Consider the following 20,672-nt stretch of genomic DNA (forward strand, 5'->3'; position numbering starts at 1 on the left):
CCACTGCAGGTGTCAGGCGATCTCGACGCCGCCGGCGATCTCCACCGACTTCGGCGTGAAACCGAACTCGACGCCCAGCGAGCGGGCATCGGCGGGCAGCGGTCCCGAACCCAGGACGAGCACGCTCGGTCCGGCACCGGACACGGTCGCGGCGTGGCCGCGGGCCCGAAGTGCCGCCACCAGATCGGCGGTCGGACGCATCGCCTCGGCCCGGTACGGCTGATGCAGGCGATCCTCGGTGGCCGCCAGCAGGCAGCTCGGGTCGGAGGTCAGGGCGACGACGGCGAGAGCCGAACGACTCAGGTTGGCCACCGCGTCGACGCGCGGCACCGCGTCGGGCAGCAGCCCTCGGGTGACCGCGGTGGACGATTCGGTCTCCGGGACGAAGACGGTGGCACAGATGTCGGGATGCACTCGCAGCCGGCGCGCGTGATAGCGGTTGAGCCCGTCGCTGGACTCGGTCCACGTGACCACGGCCGAGCCGAGGACACTGGCCGCCGCATTGTCGGGGTGTCCCTCGAACTCGCTGGAGAGCTGGACCATCTCGTCGGCGGTCAGCCGGTCGGCCAGCCCGGAGGCAGCCAGCAGCCCCGATGCCGCGGCCAGACCCGAGACCGCTGCCGCCGCAGACGATCCCAGGCCCCGCGAATGCGGGATCACGTTGGTCGCCGACAGGTGCAGACCGGCCACCGAGAACCCGGCGTGCGCGAGCCCGCCCAGCACCGCGCGCACGACGAGGTGGTTGGCGTCCAGCGGGACGTCGGTGGCGGCCTCACCGGTCACGTCGACGGTGATGCCACCGGCCGTGGTCGCCACGTCGATCTCGTCGTGGATGCCGAGTGCGATACCGAGGCAATCGAATCCCGGACCCAGGTTGGCGCTCGACGCAGGAACCCGCACCCGCACCGAAAGACCTTCGGGCAGTTGACGATAGATCGTATCGGGCGTGACCATCTGTGATGCTCGGTCGATCTCAGGCGACGCCGAGGGCATGGGCCACCGCCACCGGATCGACCTGGATCGTCTCCACCTCGGGCATCCCCGACAGCGCGGTGTCGGGGTCCTTGAGGCCGTTGCCGGTGACCGTGCAGACCACCAGCTCGCCCTTGGACACCCAGCCCTCCTCGCGCGCCGCCAGCAGGCCGGCGACACTCGCCGCGGAGGCGGGCTCGACGAAGACGCCCTCACGCCCGGCGATCAGACGGTATGCCTCGAGCAGTTTCTCGTCGGTGGCGGCACGGAACTGTCCACCGGACTGCTCCTTGGCGGCCACGGCCTGGTTCCAGCTGGCCGGTGCGCCGATACGGATGGCGGTCGCGATGGTCTCCGGGTTCTTCACCGGCTCGCCGAGCACCAGCGGGGCCGCACCGGCGGCCTGGGTGCCGAGCATCCGCGGCAACGTCGTGGAGATGCCGTCGGCGTGGTACTCGGTGTAGCCCTTCCAGTACGCGGTGATGTTGCCCGCGTTGCCGACCGGCAGCGCGTGCACGTCGGGGGCGCGGCCGAGGACGTCGACGATCTCGAATGCGGCGGTCTTCTGGCCCTCGATGCGGGCCGGGTTGACCGAGTTCACCAACTCGATCTCACCGAATTCGGCGGTGGCCTTGCGGGCCAGTTCGAGGCAGTCGTCGAAGTTGCCCTGCACCTGGATGATCTTGGCGCCGTGCATGACCGCCTGGGCGAGCTTGCCCATCGCGATCTTGCCCTCGGGGATCAGGACGGCACAGGTGATCCCGGCGCGGGTGGCGTAGGCGGCCGCCGATGCCGAGGTGTTGCCGGTGGACGCGCACAGCACGGCGGTCTTGCCGTTGTTGACCGCGTTGCTGACCGCCATGGTCATGCCGCGGTCCTTGAACGAGCCGGTCGGGTTGAGGCCCTCGACCTTCAGATACACCTCGCAGCCGGTGATCTCGGACAGATGCGGCGCCGAGATGAGCGGGGTGGCGCCCTCGAGGAGGGTGACCACCTTCCAGTCGTCGGCGACGGGCAGCCGTGACCGGTATGCCTCGATCAGGCCGGGCCAGCCCTTGTGCACCGGCGCGGGAACGGTTGAGGTGGTGTCAGTCATCGGTACCTTCCAATCGCAGGACGCTCGACACCTTGATCACGGCGTCCATGTCTTCTAGGGCTGCAACACATTCCGACTGTGCGCTGTCGGGTGCCCGATGGGTCACGACGTTGAGGCGGGCGTCGTCGCCTGCCCCTTCCTGCCGGACCGCGGCCAGGCTCACCGAACGCTGGGAGAACTCGTTGGCGATCTGCGCGAGGACCCCCGGGCGGTCGGCCACCCGCATCGACACGTAGTAGCGGGTCGGCACGTCGTCGATGCTGGAGATCGGCAGCGAGGCATAGGTGGACTCCAGCGGCCCCCGGCCGCCGTTCACCTTGTTGCGGGCGGCCATCACGAGATCGCCGAGCACCGCCGATGCGGTCGGTGCGCCACCGGCGCCCTGACCGTAGAACATCAGCCGTCCGGCGTTCTGCGCCTCGACGACGATGGCGTTGAACGCCCCGTTGACCGATGCCAGCGGATGGGTCAGCGGGATCAGTGCCGGGTAGACCCGCGCCGAGACACTTTGTGCGCCTTCGGCGTCGCGCACCCGTTCACAGATCGCCAGCAGCTTGATGGTGCAGTCGAACTTGCGGGCGGCGACGAGGTCGTCGGCGGTGACGGCGCTGATGCCCTCGCGGTACACGTCGGCGGCCGTCACGCGGGTGTGGAAGGCGATCGACGCGAGGATCGCGGCCTTGGCCGCGGCGTCATACCCTTCGACGTCGGCGGTCGGGTCAGCCTCGGCGTAGCCCAGCCGGCCCGCCTCGGCCAGCGTGTCGGCGTAGTCGGCACCGGTCTCGGCCATCGCCGAAAGGATGAAGTTGGTGGTGCCGTTGACGATTCCGGCGACGCGTTCGACGGTGTCACCGGCCAGCGACTGGGTCAGCGGGCGGATCACCGGGATCGCACCGGCGACGGCCGCCTCGAAGTACAGGTCGGCCCGGGCGCTCGCCGCGGCGGTCGCCAGCTCACCGGTGTACTCCGCCAGCAGTGCCTTGTTGGCGGTGACCACCGACTTGCCGCTCTCGAGCGCCTTGCGGATGAGTGCGCGGGCGGGATCGATACCACCCATCAGCTCCACCACGATGTCGACGTCGTCGCGGGTGACCAGCGCTTCGGGATCGGTGGTCAGCAGCGCGGCGTCGATCTTGCGCGGCTTGGCGAGATCGCGGACCGCCACCCCGCGCAGCACCAGGTCGGCGCCGACGCGGGCGCGCAGGTCGGCGGCGCTCTCGTCGAGAATCCGCACCACCTCGGTGCCGACGTTGCCCATGCCGAGCACCGCCACCCCGATGCTGCGGGCTTCGGCCTGTTCCCCGGTGGGGTTGTCTGTCTGTGTGTTCACCTAGGTCTCCAACCTCAGGAAATCGGCGATGGTCTCGCGGCGCAGGATCACGCGGGATTCGCCGCCGGCGACGCCGACCACGGCCGGCCGCATCGTCATGTTGTAGCGCGAGGACATCGAATAACAGTAGGCGCCGGTCGCGGCGACCGCGATGAGGTCACCGGGTGCGAGGTCCCCGGGCAGCCAGCAGTCCTTGATGACGATGTCGCCGCTCTCGCAGTGCTTGCCGACGACGCGGCTGACCACGGCGTCCGCGTCGGACACCCGCGACACCAGCCGGACGTCGTACTCGGCGTCGTAGAGCACGGTGCGGATGTTGTCGCTCATGCCGCCGTCCACCGACACATACCGGCGGGTCATGCCGCCACCGAGTTCGACGTCCTTGACGGTGCCGACGCGGTAGAGGGTGACGGTGCCGGGGCCTGCGATGGCCCGGCCGGGCTCGACGGCCAGGGTCGGCATCGGCAGCCCCACGGCCGCCGATTCCTTGCGCACGATCTCGGCCAGACGCTCGGCGACCGCCCCGATCGGCAGCGGACGATCCTCTGGCAGGTACGAGATACCCAGTCCGCCACCGAGATCCACGATCGCCATCTGCGAGGTCTTCTCGAGACCGAATTCGGCGACGACGTCGTGGAGCAGGCCGAGGACGCGGTGTGCGGCGAGCTCGAATCCGTCCATGTCGAAGATCTGCGAACCGATGTGGCTGTGCAGGCCGACCAGACGCAGGTTGTCGGTGGCGAAGACACGGCGGACCGCCTCCATCGCGACCCCACCGGCGAGCGAGAACCCGAACTTCTGGTCCTCGTGGGCGGTGGAGATGAACTCGTGGGTGTGCGCCTCGACGCCGACGGTCACCCGGACCAGCACGTCGGCCACCACACCGCGTTCACCGGCAAGGGCGTCGAGCCGCTCGATCTCGATCATCGAGTCGAGCACCACGTGGCCCACCCCGGCATCGAGGGCGGCGGCCAGTTCGGCCTCGCTCTTGTTGTTGCCGTGCAGGGCGATCCGCTCGGACGGGAATCCGGCGTGCAGGGCGATCGCGAGTTCACCGCCGGAGCAGACGTCGAGGGACAGGCCTTCCTGCTCCACCCAACGGGCGATCTCGGTGCACAGGAACGCCTTGGAGGCGTAGTGCACGCGGCCGTAGGGCCCGAAGGCCTCCATCATGTCCGAGCAACGCGACCGGAAGTCGGCCTCGTCGACCACGAACAGCGGCGTGCCGTAGGTCTCGGCGAGTTCGGCCACGCCGACACCGGCGATGGTCAGTTCCCCGGATTCGCCGCGGACGGCGTTACGCGGGTACACCGCGGCGGGGATCTCGGCGAGGACCGCGGGATCGTTGGGCTTCTGGGCGAGGCTCGGTGCGGCCAGCGGTTCCGCGTGGCGGGGGCCGGCCGGATGGGCGTTCACATGCGCTCCGGTGCGGTGACGCCGACGAGTGCGAGTCCGTTGGCGAGGACCTGACGGCTCGCGGCACACAGTGCGAGCCGGGCCCGATGGATGTCACCGGCTTCCTCGTCACCCTGCGGGAGCACGCGGCAGTGCGCGTAGAAGCGGTGATAGGTGCCCGCGAGGGTCTCCAGGTAGCGACACACTCGGTGCGGTTCACGCAGGGTGGCCGCGGTCGTGACCACCTCGTCGAAGTCGCCGATCGTCTTGATCAGGTCGGCCTCGGGATCGCTGTCGAGCAGTTCGAGGTGCTCGGTACTCGCGGTGAGACCCAGCTCGGTGGCATTGCGGCCGAGCGCCGACAGCCGGGCATGCGCGTACTGCACGTAGTAGACCGGGTTGTCGTTGGACTGCTTGGCCAGCAGGTCGAGGTCGATGTCGATGTTGACGTCGATCGACGAGCGGATGAGCGCATAGCGGGCGGCGTCCACACCGACGGCGTCGACGAGGTCGTCGAGGGTGATGACCGTTCCGGCGCGCTTGGACATCCGGACCGGCTTGCCGTCCTTGACCAGGTTGACCATCTGCCCGATGAGGACCTCGACGGTCTCCGGGTCGTCGCCGAGTGATGCGGCGGCGGCCTTGAGGCGCTTGATGTAGCCGTGGTGATCGGCGCCGAGCATGTAGATACACAGGTTGAAGCCGCGGTCGCGCTTGTCCTGGTAGTAGGCGATGTCGCCGGCGATGTAGGCGGCCTCGCCGTCGCTCTTGATGACGACACGATCCTTGTCGTCGCCGTAGTTGGTGGTCCGCAGCCACCACGCGCCGTCGGCCTCGTACAGGTTGCCGTTGGCCTTGAGTTCGGTGATGCAGCGATCCACCAGGCCCGACGTGAACATGGAGTCCTCGTGGGTGTAGACATCGAAGTCGGTGCCGAACTCGTGCAGGCTGGTCTTGATGTGGTCGAACATCAGCTCCACGCCCTGCGCGCGGAAGGTCTCGACCCGCTCGGCCTCGGTGAGGTCGAGGACACCGGGGGCCTTGGCGACGATCTGCTTGGCGATGTCGACGATGTACTCACCGGCATAGCCGTCCTCGGGTGCGGGAAGGCCCTGCGCGGACGCCTCCAGCGACCTGGCGAAGCGGTCGATCTGGGAGCCGTGGTCGTTGAAGTAGTACTCGCGGGTGACCTGCGCGCCGCGGGCGGCCAGGACGCGTCCGAGTGCGTCGCCGACCGCGGCCCAGCGGGTTCCACCGAGGTGGATCGGGCCGGTCGGGTTGGCGGACACGAACTCGAGGTTGATCACCTTGTCGGCGATCTCGTCGCCGCGGCCGTAGTTCTCCCCCTGCTCGAGCACGGCGGTGATGACGGTGTTCTGTGCGGCGGCGGCCAGCCAGACGTTGACGAATCCGGGGCCTGCGACCTCGGCCTTCTCGATGCCCTCGGTGGCGGCGAAGGCCTCGGCCAGCCAGCCGGCGAGATCACGGGGCACGACGCCGAGGCGCTTGCCGAGTTGGAGTGCGATGTTGGTGGCATAGTCACCGTGATCGGCGCTGCGTGGGCGCTCGACCACGATCGAATCGGGGACCAGCGAGGTGTCGAGGCCATGGTCGGCGACGACACCGCGGGTCACAGTGCTCAATAGCACGGCAAGGTCGGCGGGAGTCACAACACATCATCCTATTGGGCGTGCCGTGAACGGGAACAATCGGCTCGGGTGGACACCCTGGCCACCCGAAACCGAGGTCAGAGTCCGAGGCCTTCCAGGATCTCGACGAGTCGGGTCTCGATCGGCCCGACGGGGGTGATGACTTCCCGGATCGGGAGTCTCATCTGTGTGTCTGTCGGGGAGATGTCGATGGGCGGTTCGATGTGGATGGGTGGGTCGAACACCTTGATCACCAGGGCATCATCATCGATCATGACGAACCCGTCGTCGGTGGTGCTGTCGAGAGTCACCTTGCCCGGCTGACCGGTACTGCTGGTGGTGGTGGTGGTGGTGTTGGTTTCGGTGCCATGGATTTCGGCACGCACTTGCGCCAGGTTCGCCACATACTGTTGCCCGACATCCGGGAGCCGGTTGACCTGCTTCTCGTTGTCGGGTTGGCCGGGTTTCGCATTCCGTTGCCACCACGTGCGGCCCTCATCCGGACCCGACCTGATCTTCCCGGTGGTGTACTGGCCGGGTTGATCACCGACCATCCGATGATGGGTGGGACACGCCGGTGCCAACTCGATGATGTCGGTGCGGCCACCGTCGGCGAAGTCGTTGACCGCGTGATGGATTTCGACGTGTGCGGCGGCCCGGTCACATCCGGGTGCCGAACAGTGATGGCCGTCGGGGGCGGAAAACAACATCAACCGTTGATGTTTGGTGGCTATCCGTTTCGCTTGCCCGAAGTACAGGGGGATCGCGGTGTGGTCTTTGAACACCGAGAGATACATTTGGGCGTCCGCGGCGAGATCCACCAGGTCCGACATGGGGATGAGGGTTCCGGTCGCGGTGATGGCGTATCCGGCTTCGCGGATCAGATCGTTCACATCGGTTTTGACGATCAATTGGATCGGGACACCCATGTTGGTTTTCCCGAGCATCCCGTCTGCGAGCACAGCGGTCAGCAGGGCGTTGACCGCATCGTGGTTGCGTTGGGGTTGGGTACGCATGTCTTTGACCGAGGCACCCTCCAAACCGTCGGGGTCGACGACCTCGGCGGTGCGACTGTCCCCGTTCAGGCCGTTCGGTGTGTCGGGGTTGTTGACCCCGTGTTTGCCCCAGGCGGCGAAGAGTGTTTCGAGTCGGGCGCGCAGGATGGGGTCGACGTAGCCGGTCAGTTTGGACATGCCGTCGGCGCCTTGCTTGCCGAGGCTGATTCCGCGTCGACGGTCCCGGTCTTTCTTCTCGATCAACTCGCCGTCGGGGTCGATGTGGGCGATGATGCGGGAGCCGCAGGTGCCGAGTGCGGATGCCCCGAATTCGGTGGCGTGTCCGGCGAGGGTACGTTCGGCGGCGATCTTTTCGTCAAACCCGGCGGCGAGGGGGATTTTCTTCAACCAGGACAGGGCGATGTCGATGTGGGTGGTGCCGGCATCACCGGAGGCGAAGACTTTCGCGAGTTCAGGATATTCGGCCTGGGTGGGTTCGCCGGTCAACGATCGTTCGGGTTGGACGCGGTCCATCCGTTCCAAACGGGCTTTGCAGTTGGAGGCGTGGAGTTCGGTGTCCATGAATGCGAAGATGGTGCGGTAGCCGCGGTCGCGGTGGATGTCTCGGTGGTTGATTTCGGTGATCACCCGGTCACTTTGGAAGGTCAACCGGTTCAACGATTTTTCGGTGGTTTTCGCGATGGTGATCAGGGTGTCGGCATCACTGGTGGTGAGGTCGGCGGTAGCGAGTAGATCCAACCCTTGCGTGATCAGGGCGACTGCTTGTGACACACGGGATTGGGGATCGGTTGTACCGATGTCGTTGGTCATCGACGCTCACCCCCCTGTCGCGTGAAGATCCTTTTATGATACAGGTGTGGCACTACTGACGATTCTGTGGGCACCCAACGGTGCGCCTAAAGCACGCAACGCCCTGTCTCCCATAATGTTTGGTTTGCGAAGACTAAACAGAAGGAGCAAGGCGTTGCGCACGACCACTGTACTGCAGAAGCTACTGGGAGTCGAGCACCTGACGGTGCTCGATGTGGAGTTTGTCGACAATGTCGGCACGTCGGGAGTAGTGGTGACGGTCCGGGCTCACGCCCAGACGCGATCTCGATGTCCTCGATGTCATAAGCGTTGTCCTGGATACGATCAGAGCAATCAGCCACGACGTTGGCGCCACCTCGACCTCGGTGGCTGGCGCTGCTATCTGCAAGCCTCGGTACGACGAGTACGGTGTCCAGAACACGGTGTGCTCACCGAAGAAGTGCCCTGGGCCAGGCCTGGGGCCAAGGTGACCAGGGCGTTCGACGACACTGCCGCGTGGTTGACCGCGCATTGTCCGGCAACGGCGGTGTGCGAGTATCTCCGCGTGTCATGGCGGACTGTGACCCGGAGCGTCGAACGCGTCGTCACTGACTACGTCGGAACTATCGACCGCCTGGATAACCTGCGGCGCATCGGTATTGATGAGATCGCCTACCGCAAAGGTCACCGATACCTGACCGTGATCGTCGATCATGACTCCGGCCGGCTGGTATGGGCGCGAGAGGGGGCCAGGAAGGAGACCCTGCACACCTTCTTCGATGAGCTCGGGGAGCAACGCACCGCGCAGTTGACCCATGTCAGCGCTGACGCCGCCAAATACATAGCGGTGGTCGTCGCCGAGCGCGCCCCAGACGCTATCTGGTGCATGGACCCGTTTCATGTGGTCCAGTGGGCGACAAAAGCTTTGGACCGAACCCGGCAACGAGTCATGCATCGGATCACGGGCCTGAGTAAAGTTGAGCGACGGAATCTGCGGTGGGCGATGCTGAAGAATCCAGAGAACCTGACCGATACCCAGTTGCATCTGCAGCACAAAGTCGTTTCTCGGGCAAACGATGAGTTGGCCCGCGCCTATCAACTCAAAGAGCAACTGCGGTATGTATTCCACGGCAAGCACAACGACCCCTGGCGGGCGATCGGGCGGTGGATCATCTGTGCTCGAGAGAGCGGGATCATCGAGATGCGCGGACTCGCCACCAGCGTCGAGGCGCAGAAGACTCAGATTTACAACTCGATCGTGAGTGACGTGTCGAACGCGCGGGTGGAAGCCACCAACACGCACCTTCGTGCAATCACGAAACGCGCATACGGATTTCATACACCCGAAGCCCTTATCGCGATGTCGACACTCACGCGGGGAGGTGCGTGTCCTACTCTCCCGCAGCGTAATTGACCCACAGAAAGATCAATAGAGCCACAGGTGTTCGATGGTGTGTGCAATAGGTTTGGGGTGGATGGTTTTCGGCGCATCCTCCGGAGATTTCGACTCGGGTCCTCGCTACGCTCGGTCCCGGCTCAATCAGCAAGTGGGGGTCTCGGCTCAATCACCAACGGGCGTGTTGCTCAATCAGCTACGCCCAGTTGGTGGTTGAGCCGATGAGGAGCGTAGCGACGAGGCGTGTCGAAACCTCAGACGGCCGGGCTCGTCGACGTGACCACCTCGGCAGTGCTCACCACCCGGCGTGTGCTGCGGAGATTTCGACACGGGTCCTCGCTCCGCTCGGTCCCGGCTCAATCACCAACGGGTATGTTGCTCAATCAGCTACGCCCAGTTGGTGGTTGAGCCGACGAGGAGCGTAGCGACGAGGCGTGTCGAAACCTCAGACAGCCGGGCTCGTCGACGTGACCACCTCGGCGGTGCTCACCTCCCAGCGTGCGCTGCGGAGATTTCGACTCGGGTCCTCGCTACGCTCGGTCCCGGCTCAATCAGCGATGGGGGGTGTTGCTCAATCAGCTACGCCCAGTTGACGGTTGAGCCGATGAGGAGCGAAGCGACGAGACGTGTCGAAACCTCGGACGGCCGTCGTCGTCGGCGTCACCGCCTCAGATGTGGTCACCTCCCAGCGTGTGCTGCGGAGATTTCGACACGGGTCCTCGCTCCGCTCGGTCCCGGCTCAATCAGCAATGCCCAGTTGGTGGTTGAGCCGACGAGGAGCGTAGCGACGAGGCGTGTCGAAACCTCAGACAGCCGGGCTCGTCGACGTGACCACCTCGGCGGTGCTCACCTCCCAGCGTGCGCTGCCGAGATTTCGACACGGGTCCTCGCTCCGCTCGGTCCCGGCTCAATCACCCACGGATGTCCCCGGTTCAATCAGCAACGCCCAGCGGGTGGTTGAGGCGTCAGAGGTGGTCACCACCCAGCGCATGCTGCGGAGATTTCGACTCGGGTCCTCGCTACGCTCGGTCCCGGCTCAATCATCAATGCCCAGTGGATGGTTGAGCCGACGAGGAGCGTAGCGACGAGGCGTGTCGAAACCTCAGACGGCCGAACTCAGGAGCGTCCCCACCTCAGAAGTGGCCACCACCCCGTCCCGGCTCGATCGGTCAATCGGCACCTGAGTCGAGAGAACAGAAATCCCAGGTCCGAGGACCTGGGATCTGTAGAGAACGAACTGTGCCCCCGGCAGGATTCGAACCTGACGGACCAGTATGGCCGTTGATAGCGGATGATCAGGCGTGTTATGCCTCTCACCTGCTAATACCGAACTGTACACTAGTGCCACGGGTGGTCACCAGTGGACACGAAAAGACCCCCGGATCGACACGCAGATCGAACGACGGGACGGACATGGCTGGCAAACCAGGCCGACGCGGCTGGGGTTACATACGGAAGCTGCCCAGCGGACGATTCCGCGCCGAGTACACCGGACCCGACCTGCAACGCCACGCCGCACCCACGACCTACTCGACTCGAACCGACGCCGAGGGGTGGCTTGCCAGCGAACGCCGCAAGATCGAGCTGGACGTGTGGGAACCTCCCCGACTGGCGAAGGAGAAGGCCCGAGCCCAGTCGGTCACGGTCACGACCTACGCAGAGAAGTGGATCGCCGAACGCAAGCTCAAGCCCGGGACGCGCGCGATCTACACGTCGGTACTCAAGAACCACATCACGCCGATACTCGGTACCGTCCCGCTGCGCAACCTGTCCGCACCGGCCGTACGCGCATGGTTCGCCGGCCTCGGAACCGACCACCCACGGCGGAACTCCCACGCGTACGGCCTACTTCACGCGGTCTGTGCAACCGCCGTCGCCGACGACCTGATCAGATCCAATCCGTGTTCGATCCCGAACGCGATGAACCCGCCACGCAAGCGTGACCCGATCATCCTCGACGTCCCCGAGGTCGCATCACTGGCAGACGCGATCCGACCCGAACGACTTCGTGCCCTGATCCTGCTGTCGGCGTGGTGCGGGGTCCGCTGGGGTGAGGTGTCCGAGCTGCGCCGAAAGGACATCACCAAGGGGTGCGAGTCCGTGAACGTCACGCGTGCCGTTGCCCGCCGTGAAGGCGAATACCTCGTTGCCACAACGAAATCCGGTAAGGGCCGGTCAGTGGTCGTGCCGCCACACATCCGCGAGGATATCCAGCGCCACCTCGACACCCACGTCGACAGCGGGCCCGATTCCCTCCTGTTTCCGGCTTTCCGTGGCGGGCACATGAACGGCCGCACCTTTCAGCGCGAGTACTTCGACCCGGCAGCAGAGTCCATTGGGCGCAAGGGATTACGCCCCCATGATCTCCGGCACTTTGCCGGCACCCAGGCGGCACGGGTGGGAAACCTCGTCGAGACGATGGGCCGCCTCGGTCACTCGACGGTCAAGGCGAGTCTGATCTATCAGCAGATCGTGAGCGGACGTGACGCCGAGGTCGCCGCCGCCCTGTCCAAGCTGGCACAGACCCCTCAGGAGGATGACGACGATGAGTAGGCGACGCGAGACTCGACCCGACCGCACGGTCGACTTCATCTGCACCGGCGGCTCCCGGCCGCACAGCAAGGTCAGGCTGGGGTGGGCAACCTGGATTAGCGGCGCCGAGGATTGGATGCGCCTGCAACACAAGGGAAATGGTGAACAGCGGACGTTCCACGAGGAGTTGCCAGGACCCGAAGGAGTAACGTTCCGCAGGCCGGTGACGAACACGCTGGTGTGTCGGGAGTGCGGGCGGAACGTGCCGATCAACCTCGACCACTGGCGTGACCGTATCGTCGCCGCTCATGGGAGCGCGATCGACGTGTCGCGCGCGTAACCGTGTCCACTCATGGTCCACTCATGGTCTATAGTGGCTAGCAAGTAGATCGGCGACGTCCGATCCGGTCAGGTCGGGCCGTTTACTTCGACAGGTTCTGTCTCCCCAACGGGAGGCCTATTCAATGGCACCCGTTGGAGGACGAATGTCTCCCCGCCACACTGGCGGTCGCTACGACAGCACTGTCGACGACATCGCCACACAGTTCGGCATCTCAACAAAGACAGTCCGCCGGTACATCACAACCGGCCGAATCCCAGCTCACAGGGTGGGACCGCGTCTAATCCGGCTCGACGCCGAGGAAGTGTCCCGTGCACTCCTGGGTGAGCGCCTCGGCGGTGGTGCCGCATGACCGGCCCCGACTACGAGACGCTCTCGAGTCACTCGGATCTCGGCGTTGCTGATCTCCAGGACGACGCGATCGGTGGTGACACCGAGTGAGTGCGAGAAAGAGAAACCCCGCCGCGGGCAACGGCGGGGCCTCGAAGAAATCCACACGACGGCAGCGGGATCGGGTCCAGTATAACGCTCCCGACCGTGCCCACGACGACGCCGCGCGCGAGGCATTCACCGACCTCGCCGGCCGTCCGTTGCTGCTGTGCGTGGCCTGCGAGGTGTGTGGTCGGCCCCTGTGGGGAGAGGCCTCCCGCGAGTCTGGTGTCGGCCCGGTGTGCGGTCGAGGTGATGCCCGATGAGCTACGACGACGCCCTCAAGGTGCGATCCCAGGTGCTCAACCTGCCACTGCCCGAGGGATGCGACCGAGCCGCCTTCCACGCACTCCTAACGGCCGGCGTCCGACACTGCCTCGAACAGGAACTCGCCGAGCTCGACGATCGGCGCCGAGGTGTCAAGGACGCCGCGGTCTTTCTCTCCGAGTCTCGCGAGTGGGACAGGGTCGCCCGGCGGATTCGTGAACGTGACGATGCTCGTCGCACCGGCGCCTACATCGAGCGGGTGGTGAGCCGGTGATCGACTACGGCCAAGAACGCACCGACGCAGGCTTTCTCGCCGAGCATGAGCAGCACTCCGGGCAGGTGCGGATGGCATACCGACTCGCCGAGCTGTACTCCGATCGGCTGCTCTACGTCGCCGGCCTCGGCTGGCATCACTGGGACGGCACCCGGTGGCAGCGTGACGAGACCGGCGAGGCGAAACGCTGCGTCATCGCTGTGCTCAAGTCGGCACTGTCAGAGTCGTTGGAAGACCGAACATTACGACGCGACGTGACTCGCTGCGAGTCGGCGACCGGGATCGCCGGTGTCCTCGACATCGCGTCCGCGCTCACACCATTCGCGTGCTCGGTTGCCGACCTCGATGCCGACCCGTACCTCCTCAACACCGCATCGGGCACCGTCGATCTGCGCACGCTCACAGTGTCGTCGCACAACCCCGCGGACCGCATCACCAAGGTGACCACGGCGGCCTACGCCCCGGATGCTGTGGCGTCGTCGTGGCCGAGGTTCATCGAGCGAGTGCTGCCCGATGCCGAGGTTCGGATGTACTTGCAGCGGGTGGCCGGAGTCGCGTTGCTGGGCCGCGTCGTTGAGCACGTCCTGCCGATCCTCACCGGCACCGGCGCCAACGGCAAGGGCACCATGTACAAGGCGCTGCTGCACGCGCTGGGCGACTACGGGAGCACGGTCGAACCAGACCTGTTCATGCACCGCCAGGGCGCACATCCCACCGGAGAAATGGATCTCATGGGGCGCCGTCTCGTCGCGGTCAGCGAGTCGGAGAAGGACCGGCGCCTGGCCGAGGCAACGATGAAGCGTCTGACCGGCGGTGACACCATCCGGGCCCGCCGCATGCGTCAGGACTTCGTCGAGTTTGAGCCGTCGCACACCCCGCTGCTGATCACGAACTTCCTGCCCAAGGTCTCGGGTGACGACCCCGCGATCTGGCGTCGAATCCGTGTCGTGCCCTTCGACGTGGTCGTTCCGGTGGCCGAGCGTGACCCCCAGTTGGACGAGAAGCTGGCAGCCGAGGCCGATGCAGTCCTCGGGTGGGCACTGGCCGGATACCGCGCGTATGTCAACGGTGGGGGGCTGAACGAGCCCGAATCGGTGAAGGTGGCCACCGATGCCTACCAGCGCGATTCCGATGCGGTCGCGAGGTTCGTTGCCGACGTCTGTGTGACCTCGTCACCGGCGCTCAAGGCGACAACGACCCAACTCCACGACGCCTGGACAAAGTGGGCCGTCACCGATGGCTCCGAGCCGATGTCCCAGAAGGCGTTCGGGGTTGCACTCGACCGTCTCGGTTACCGGGCCGGAAGCCCGTCGAACGGGAAACGCTGGAGGACCGGAATTGCCGTCATGACCGACCTCGATGAGGAGGTCTGATGACCAGGAACAGCACGCATAGCACGCATTTTAAGGTTCACCTCCCGCGCGCGCACACAATCAGTTCATACTTTTCGTGGGTGCTATGCGTACTTTCCCCAGGTCAGGGGCGTATCGCATGAAACGCCCTGATTCTCTCTGCGGGGTATGCCGCTACCGGATGACCTTCAAACCGGACATCAACCACGGGCAGCACCTGAGCTGTGTGCCGATCTCGTGGCCACGCTCCTCCCGCCGTCAACGCCAGTTCATTCGCAACCCCTTCAGGTTCCTCAAGGAGGCCACCCGATGACCATCACATCCGACCAGTTCGACCAGCTCTCGGAGATGTGCGAGTTCCACACAGGCCGCGCCTGGGACGGTTCCGCGGATCATCTGATCGAGGCGAATGCTCGCCAGTCCGAGGTCGTGGAGATCCTCGAAGCGCACGCCGAGTGGCTCTCCGCGACCCGCGCGGCCGTCGAACACCGCGGGTGGATGTGGGCCGCCTCGACGTGTCGCGAGCAGTCACGCCGGTCCGGTGACCTCACCACGCCACCGGAGTGGATCGGAGAGCTGAGCGAGCGCCTGACCCCCGAGCGGTCGCTGAACCTGTGAGCGCCCGCACCCGCCAGCACCGCAACGATCGTCAGGAACCGGGACCGGTGCCGCTGCTCGAGCAGGTCCTCCGAGGGACCACCGATCTGGCCGGCGCCGCGTGCGTCGGCCGGTCGGCCCTGTTCGATGCCGCCGCCCTCGACGAGGACCTCGACGAGCTCGAGTATCGCCACGAGACCGCCCGCCGCCTGTGCCAGGCGTGTCCGGTTCTGGACCGCTGCACCTCCTGGGCCGACGAGCAACCGGCGACCGACATGGTGCTCGCCGCCCGCATTCCGAGCAAGACCTCCCGACCTCGCAAGCCCCGAAAGGACTCCGCAGCATGAAACCTCCCAAGCACCCCCGGACCCGCTCAGACGCCACACCGTTCGTGTGCCGGCAGTGCGGTGGTCCGTGCCGCGTGTTCAAGGGTTCGTTCCACGGCTGGACCTGCCAGCAGTGCCTCGATGCCCGACTCGACAACCAGGCGCGCCGAGCCCGTCGCGCCGCCCACACCACCCGAAAGGCCACCCGATGAGCACCCCCACCGATCCGACTGCCGCGGCTCTGCGGTCGATGAGCGTCGCCGAGCTGACAGTCCTGCGAGACCACCTCGTCGGATTGTTGGCCGCGGTGACCGCCCCCGGGTTCCGTTCCTGGGCACAGGCACAGGCCTCTGCGGTCCTCGATGAACTCGAACACCGCACGATCACCGCGGCCGCCGACGAGATCGAACGCGCCGAGCTCGACGCCGAACTGGCCGATCGTGAGGTGGAGATCACCCGCGAGGTGTGGCGGGAACAGGGCTTGATCTCGACGCCGACCACCGCACCCGACACCTCCGATCTTCCTCGCTGGTCAGAGATCTCGACGTCGGGTGATAGCGTTGATGGCAGCGAGTAGGTGGTCGGCCCTGGCACTGGGCGCACCGAGACTCCTGGTGGCACTCCGGGATTCGCAGACGTTGAAGTCCTGGCACTGGACACGCCGTCGATTCCACTCAATTCTTACGCCCGCGACACCTGCTGTCGCCGTTGGGCATTCACACCGAGAAGGACACCACCATGTTCACTGCTGACCAGCTGGCCGGGCTCGCTGCCCGCGACCCGCGACTCGCTCGACTGATCCGTCGTCGCGACGACGCGATCGCCGCCCGCAAGGACATCGTCGGCGACGCCGAAGCCCGTGGCGCCGAGGATCTCTCCGACGCCGAGGACACCGAGTTCCGCTCGCTGTCCGATCAGATCACCGCGCTCGACGAGCGGATCGAGGAACTCGCCGCCGAAGCCCGCCGAGGCGACAGTCTTACCGAGGCGGGCCGTGTGGTGCGAGACCATGCCGGCCTCGGCGCCGGGTGGGCTGCCCGTGCCGCGACTGCCCTGCGCTCGATGGGCGGTGAGCAGCGTGCCGTCGTGTCCGGATCGGTCGACATCCCGAGTCTCGTCGCGACCGACGTCGTCACCAAGCCGCACGCCGAGCGGCTGATCGATCTCGTCGTGAACCGGCAGAGCCTGACCGGCAACGCCTTCGAGTTCTACCGGCAGACCGTGCGCACCAACCTTGCCGCCCCGGTGGCCGACGGTACTCTCAAGCCCACCTCGACCTTCACCTTCGAGCCCGTCACCGATCGGGCCCGCGTTGTGGCTCACCTCTCCGAGGCCGTGCCGCTGCGTCTGCTCGACGACCACGCCGAGGTGGAACGGTGGCTGCGGTCCGAACTGCAGGAGGGTGTGCTCAGTGCGATCGAGTCCCAGATGATCTCGGGCGCCGGCACCGGCGAGACCTTCACCGGCATCCTGGCGACCACCGGGATCACCACCCAGGCGTACGCCACCGATCCGATCACCACCCTGCGCAAGGCGCGCACCGCGATGGAGATCAAGAACGAGAAGCCCACGGCGTGGGTGCTGCACCCGACCGACGCCGAGGCAATCGACCTCGCTCGTGAAGAGGAGGACGGCGCGTTCCTCGCCACCGGTGGCTACTCGCCCGACAGCACCGGCCCCAGCAACAACGTGTTCGGCACCATCCCGCGCTTGCTGTCGACCAGCGTGCCCGTCGGTACCGCACTGCTCGCCGACTGGAACCAGATCCGGCTCTACGTCCGCGAGGGTGTACGCATCGACGTCGACACCGCCGGCGCCGACCTGTTCGACAAGAACCTCGCGAAGTTCCGAGCTGAGACCCGAATCGGGATCGGAGTCCTGCGCCCGCAGGCGTTCGCCAAGATCACCCTGTCGGCCTGATCGTCGCCACCCTGATCGGATCGCCGCGGGGCGCGCCACCGGCTTACGAGCCCTCGCGCCCCGCGGCCCCGGCCTACGAGACCCCATGGACTACGTACCTCCGTACTACGCCACCGACGATGACGACGAGTTCCTACCCGTCGGCGACGCCGCCGAACGCCTGGACCTCACTGTCGAGCAGGTACACCAGCTCGTACGGCAGCGTGTCCTCCGCGCGCGCCGTGTCTGGGGAATACTGATGGTGCAACCCGCGATCGTCACCGGCTACACCGACGACCACGACACACCAGCCACCACCGACGACACCCCACCACCCCGAGGCCGACGACCTCGACGCTGACCACGGTCGCCACGCACCGCGCCCTCGAGCCTGAGCCGCCGAGAGCAAAGCATGGCAATGGGGATATGACTGCCCGCACAGACCGGCCGCGCAAGTGCCAGCAAGACCGCGCGGCCGGTCTACCCATCTGACCAGCGCTTATGCCCTCGTCAGGGGAGGGGCGGGTCGAAACTCTGCGCACAGGGGGGCGGCACTCAGGGGGGGAGTGCGCGATTTATCTATCGCGTTTTTTCTCTCCCGGCGACGCTCTCGCAGACGTTCGTGGGACCTCTCGGATTGGCTCGGATTGGCCCCTGATTCGTCTGGATTCGGCCGGATCTCGGTGTGATTGGTCCGAGGGTCGGTGTGGCCGTCTTGGGCCGTCCCCAGGACGCGGGCAGACCATCTTCTGGGTCCGGGAAGTGGTCTGTTTGGTGATGGCAACGAATAGCTTCCCGGCGCCGGGGACCTATTTCGTCTGTTCGGTGATGGTCGTCAAACGGCACTTTGCGGGGTCCCGCAGACTCATCCGGATAGTCGTCACGGTCATCATGACCGTGGTTGCCGGGTTGCACTGCCAGCGGGCCGCCCTACGGGCGGACTGGTGCCGGTGTCGATCCCTCACACCGTCGACCCACGAGTCCATCACCCCATATCGCATCTGGGCCACGTCCGATTGCCACCTGACCCGACGGGTAGGCGGTAACCATGTGGCACCTGGTCTCGTTTCGCGACGACGGGATCGGTGGCCCTCGTCGACTGCGAGGGACTGGGTTTGAGTCGAGCAGGCTGGTTTGCGTCGGGCTCTGCGAGGACGACGGCCTACCTCGGTTGGGTCGGGTAGGTCTTCAGTGCCCGTGCGGGAGTCGAACCCGCCAACCGCGGTGATGAGCACCGTGGTGGACCGTCAGGGCGGTTGAAGGTTCAGCGGTATCGCGGTGCTGGGCGGTCGATGCCCGTCACAACGTCGGCGAAGTGATTGAGCGCCGCAGCCAACTGGCGTGCCTCGCCGGCCGTGAGCACGATGTCGGGATCGGGACCGCCCACGATGGACAAACCGACGACGTTATAGAGCCGGTTGTGCAGCGCGTTCTGCTCGGGAGTGAGCACGCCGTGCACGTACTCCGCGACGGCCTCGACGTACGCCACCCGCTGGTGGCCGCCGACGTCGATCCCCTCGACGAACATTGTTCGCGAATGGCACCACCGTCCGTGTTCGTCAGGATCGGCGCCATTCGTCGGCAGGTCGCCACATATCGCGCTCTGGCAGAAGTTCGCACACCACCCGTGGATGACGATTGCGTCGGTCACGCGATCACCTCGCTGACGCCGGTGAGGAGCGCGTCGATGCTCTGCGGTGAGCCGAGGGACACGGCGACGGTGTCTTCGGGTCGGCCGGTGACGGTGAGTTCCCATCGCCTGCGGTCGGTGCTGGTTCGGGTGGCTCGCTTCAGGATCACCTTGCCCTCGACGATGAGCGTCGTACCGACGGCGGGAGTGAGTTCCTTTGGGGCGGTGGTGGCGTAGACCGGATCGGTGTCGGTGAACGCCCGAATCCAGCACGGGCCCGCTTGCTTGGACCTTGACGGTTCGCCGGTCTGTCGGATGGTGACCGTCATGCGTTCACCTCGTCGAGGCTGTGTCGGCGGTCGCCGCGGTACCGGCGCGAGACCTCGTCGTCTCCGAGACCCCATGTGTCGTAGAACCGGTCGAGGAGGTTGGAGTGGTACGCGTTCGTGTAGTCGTGCTCGACGGTGTGGCGGCCGGTCATCGGGTCACCTGCCGCAGGTGGTCAGGGTGGACGAGTTCGGCGGGCTGGTCACCGAAACGCACCATCACGCAATCCCGCCGGAATCGCACGATCCGGCATGGCATGTCGAGTCGACCGCTCATGCCGACGTAGGTCGCTGGCCCGGTGTGCAGGCCCCAGTGCTCGGCGCTCATCGGGTCACCCCCAGGGCCTCGCCGAGGGTGATCGAGAGTCGGTCTGCGGCCTGAACGACTTCGGCGACCGAGGGTGAGCGAGTGTCGTTGCCTGCGGTCGTGATTGCCTGGCGGGCAGCGACAATGACGTCGAGGGCTTCGAGGGTTGTCATGCGATCACCGGACCGCAGATCAGGTTGCCCATGGTGGTGCAGTCCCAACCGGACTCGTCTTCGTCGATCACGCCGTCGCCGTTGTCGTCACCGACGAGCAGCAGGATGGGGTCCGCCAGGCGCACCTCTGCTCCGAGGGTGTCCCCCGGATGGGCACCCCTGGTGGTGGCCGAGGCCTGGGAGCGAGTGGGTGGATCGGCGTGCAGACCGAGTTGCACGGCCGCGGCCATGATTCCGAGGGGGACGAGGTAGAACGCCAGAGTGACCATGACGGTCAGGGCGTAGGTGGATATGCTGCGATGACGGTTCATCGGAGTCTCTTTCCGTTGGGCCGAGGCCTCGGAAGGTGCTCCAACACCGACCGGGGCCGTCTTGTCTCAACGGTTGACCGAAACGTCATGGGTCGAATCGAACCCGAATGGAACTCGCGCGGTACGCTTGGGCGGAAATACCGCCTGACCTGCGTAAACTGCGGTGCCCCCGGCAGGATTCGAACCTGCGGCCTTCTGCTCCGGAGGCAGACGCTCTATCCCCTGAGCTACGGGGGCTCATTGGGCGAGCACAACATTAGCGTACG

The 20,672-nt window shown here is 66.0% G+C and carries 23 protein-coding genes and 1 tRNA gene; 11 read left to right on the forward strand and 13 right to left on the reverse strand.

Annotated features, from left to right (window positions below):
- Positions 1 to 12: 12 nt before the first annotated feature.
- The 6 genes from thrB to Q9K23_RS03995 form a co-directional block, all read right to left on the reverse strand.
- Positions 13 to 954, reverse strand: coding sequence for a homoserine kinase (gene thrB, locus Q9K23_RS03970; RefSeq protein WP_238403763.1), 942 nt, complete (start codon positions 952 to 954; stop codon positions 13 to 15).
- Between the two features lie 19 nt (positions 955 to 973).
- Positions 974 to 2,068: a threonine synthase gene (gene thrC / locus Q9K23_RS03975; protein ID WP_053778079.1), complete on the reverse strand. Its 1,095-nt coding sequence runs from the start codon at positions 2,066 to 2,068 to the stop codon at positions 974 to 976.
- Positions 2,061 to 3,398: a homoserine dehydrogenase gene (locus Q9K23_RS03980; RefSeq protein WP_053778078.1), complete on the reverse strand. Its 1,338-nt coding sequence runs from the start codon at positions 3,396 to 3,398 to the stop codon at positions 2,061 to 2,063. Before Q9K23_RS03980 ends, thrC begins: the two co-directional genes overlap by 8 nt.
- Complete coding sequence (gene lysA / locus Q9K23_RS03985) at positions 3,399 to 4,814, reverse strand: diaminopimelate decarboxylase (RefSeq protein WP_053778077.1); 1,416 nt, start codon at positions 4,812 to 4,814, stop codon at positions 3,399 to 3,401. It lies immediately after the preceding gene.
- On the reverse strand, positions 4,811 to 6,463 hold the full coding sequence (argS, locus tag Q9K23_RS03990; RefSeq protein ID WP_053778076.1) for an arginine--tRNA ligase: 1,653 nt from the start codon (positions 6,461 to 6,463) through the stop codon (positions 4,811 to 4,813). Before argS ends, lysA begins: the two co-directional genes overlap by 4 nt.
- A gap of 77 nt (positions 6,464 to 6,540) precedes the next feature.
- Positions 6,541 to 8,268, reverse strand: coding sequence for an HNH endonuclease signature motif containing protein (locus Q9K23_RS03995; protein WP_053778075.1), 1,728 nt, complete (start codon positions 8,266 to 8,268; stop codon positions 6,541 to 6,543).
- Positions 8,269 to 8,383: 115 nt separating this feature from the next.
- On the opposite strand from Q9K23_RS03995, the gene Q9K23_RS04000 reads away from it, so the two are divergent.
- The 11 genes from Q9K23_RS04000 (at position 8,384) to Q9K23_RS04050 (ending at position 18,020) form a co-directional block, all read left to right on the forward strand.
- The gene (locus Q9K23_RS04000; protein WP_261977629.1) at positions 8,384 to 9,661 is read left to right on the forward strand and encodes an ISL3 family transposase; all 1,278 of its coding nucleotides are present in this window, start codon (positions 8,384 to 8,386) and stop codon (positions 9,659 to 9,661) included.
- 1,395 nt (positions 9,662 to 11,056) lie between these two features.
- Positions 11,057 to 12,196 (forward strand): site-specific integrase, encoded by a 1,140-nt coding sequence (locus Q9K23_RS04005; RefSeq protein WP_020791311.1) that lies wholly within the window; start codon positions 11,057 to 11,059, stop codon positions 12,194 to 12,196.
- Positions 12,189 to 12,515: a hypothetical protein gene (locus Q9K23_RS04010; protein ID WP_053777988.1), complete on the forward strand. Its 327-nt coding sequence runs from the start codon at positions 12,189 to 12,191 to the stop codon at positions 12,513 to 12,515. The genes Q9K23_RS04005 and Q9K23_RS04010 overlap by 8 nt, the downstream gene beginning before the upstream one ends.
- 145 nt (positions 12,516 to 12,660) lie before the next feature.
- Positions 12,661 to 12,867 carry a helix-turn-helix domain-containing protein gene (locus Q9K23_RS04015; protein WP_152972835.1) on the forward strand — a complete coding sequence of 69 codons (207 nt, stop codon included), beginning with the start codon at positions 12,661 to 12,663 and terminating at the stop codon, positions 12,865 to 12,867.
- Positions 12,868 to 13,206: 339 nt separating this feature from the next.
- Positions 13,207 to 13,485 (forward strand): hypothetical protein, encoded by a 279-nt coding sequence (locus Q9K23_RS04020; protein ID WP_020791300.1) that lies wholly within the window; start codon positions 13,207 to 13,209, stop codon positions 13,483 to 13,485.
- A 71-nt stretch (positions 13,486 to 13,556) separates the two neighbouring features.
- Positions 13,557 to 14,858: a phage/plasmid primase, P4 family gene (locus Q9K23_RS04025; RefSeq protein ID WP_082366010.1), complete on the forward strand. Its 1,302-nt coding sequence runs from the start codon at positions 13,557 to 13,559 to the stop codon at positions 14,856 to 14,858.
- Between the two features lie 288 nt (positions 14,859 to 15,146).
- Positions 15,147 to 15,455 (forward strand): hypothetical protein, encoded by a 309-nt coding sequence (locus Q9K23_RS04030; protein WP_053777990.1) that lies wholly within the window; start codon positions 15,147 to 15,149, stop codon positions 15,453 to 15,455.
- Positions 15,452 to 15,781 carry a WhiB family transcriptional regulator gene (locus Q9K23_RS04035; protein ID WP_020791304.1) on the forward strand — a complete coding sequence of 110 codons (330 nt, stop codon included), beginning with the start codon at positions 15,452 to 15,454 and terminating at the stop codon, positions 15,779 to 15,781. Before Q9K23_RS04030 ends, Q9K23_RS04035 begins: the two co-directional genes overlap by 4 nt.
- 187 nt (positions 15,782 to 15,968) lie before the next feature.
- Positions 15,969 to 16,337: a hypothetical protein gene (locus Q9K23_RS04040; RefSeq protein ID WP_020791310.1), complete on the forward strand. Its 369-nt coding sequence runs from the start codon at positions 15,969 to 15,971 to the stop codon at positions 16,335 to 16,337.
- Positions 16,338 to 16,498: 161 nt separating this feature from the next.
- Entirely contained in the window at positions 16,499 to 17,680 is a 1,182-nt protein-coding gene (locus Q9K23_RS04045) for a phage major capsid protein (protein ID WP_152972836.1), read from the forward strand.
- Positions 17,681 to 17,765: 85 nt separating this feature from the next.
- A complete protein-coding gene (locus tag Q9K23_RS04050; protein ID WP_020791306.1) occupies positions 17,766 to 18,020 on the forward strand; it encodes a hypothetical protein in 255 nt (84 codons plus the stop codon).
- Between the two features lie 903 nt (positions 18,021 to 18,923).
- On the opposite strand, the gene Q9K23_RS04055 is transcribed toward Q9K23_RS04050, so the two are convergent.
- The 7 genes from Q9K23_RS04055 to Q9K23_RS04085 form a co-directional block, all read right to left on the reverse strand.
- Positions 18,924 to 19,310: a hypothetical protein gene (locus tag Q9K23_RS04055; protein ID WP_020791299.1), complete on the reverse strand. Its 387-nt coding sequence runs from the start codon at positions 19,308 to 19,310 to the stop codon at positions 18,924 to 18,926.
- On the reverse strand, positions 19,307 to 19,618 hold the full coding sequence (locus tag Q9K23_RS04060) for a hypothetical protein (RefSeq protein ID WP_020791301.1): 312 nt from the start codon (positions 19,616 to 19,618) through the stop codon (positions 19,307 to 19,309). Before Q9K23_RS04060 ends, Q9K23_RS04055 begins: the two co-directional genes overlap by 4 nt.
- Positions 19,615 to 19,770, reverse strand: a complete 156-nt coding sequence (locus Q9K23_RS04065) for a hypothetical protein (protein WP_020791313.1) — start codon at positions 19,768 to 19,770, stop codon at positions 19,615 to 19,617. Before Q9K23_RS04065 ends, Q9K23_RS04060 begins: the two co-directional genes overlap by 4 nt.
- On the reverse strand, positions 19,767 to 19,943 hold the full coding sequence (locus tag Q9K23_RS04070) for a hypothetical protein (protein WP_160319620.1): 177 nt from the start codon (positions 19,941 to 19,943) through the stop codon (positions 19,767 to 19,769). Before Q9K23_RS04070 ends, Q9K23_RS04065 begins: the two co-directional genes overlap by 4 nt.
- The gene (locus Q9K23_RS04075) at positions 19,940 to 20,095 is read right to left on the reverse strand and encodes a hypothetical protein (RefSeq protein WP_160319621.1); all 156 of its coding nucleotides are present in this window, start codon (positions 20,093 to 20,095) and stop codon (positions 19,940 to 19,942) included. The genes Q9K23_RS04070 and Q9K23_RS04075 overlap by 4 nt, the downstream gene beginning before the upstream one ends.
- Positions 20,092 to 20,406 (reverse strand): hypothetical protein, encoded by a 315-nt coding sequence (locus Q9K23_RS04080; protein WP_020791307.1) that lies wholly within the window; start codon positions 20,404 to 20,406, stop codon positions 20,092 to 20,094. The genes Q9K23_RS04075 and Q9K23_RS04080 overlap by 4 nt, the downstream gene beginning before the upstream one ends.
- A 164-nt stretch (positions 20,407 to 20,570) precedes the next feature.
- A tRNA-Arg gene (locus Q9K23_RS04085) sits at positions 20,571 to 20,643 on the reverse strand.
- Between the last annotated feature and the right edge of the window lie 29 nt (positions 20,644 to 20,672).

Source organism: Gordonia sp. NB41Y (assembly GCF_030718915.1).
Taxonomy (GTDB): domain Bacteria; phylum Actinomycetota; class Actinomycetes; order Mycobacteriales; family Mycobacteriaceae; genus Gordonia; species Gordonia desulfuricans.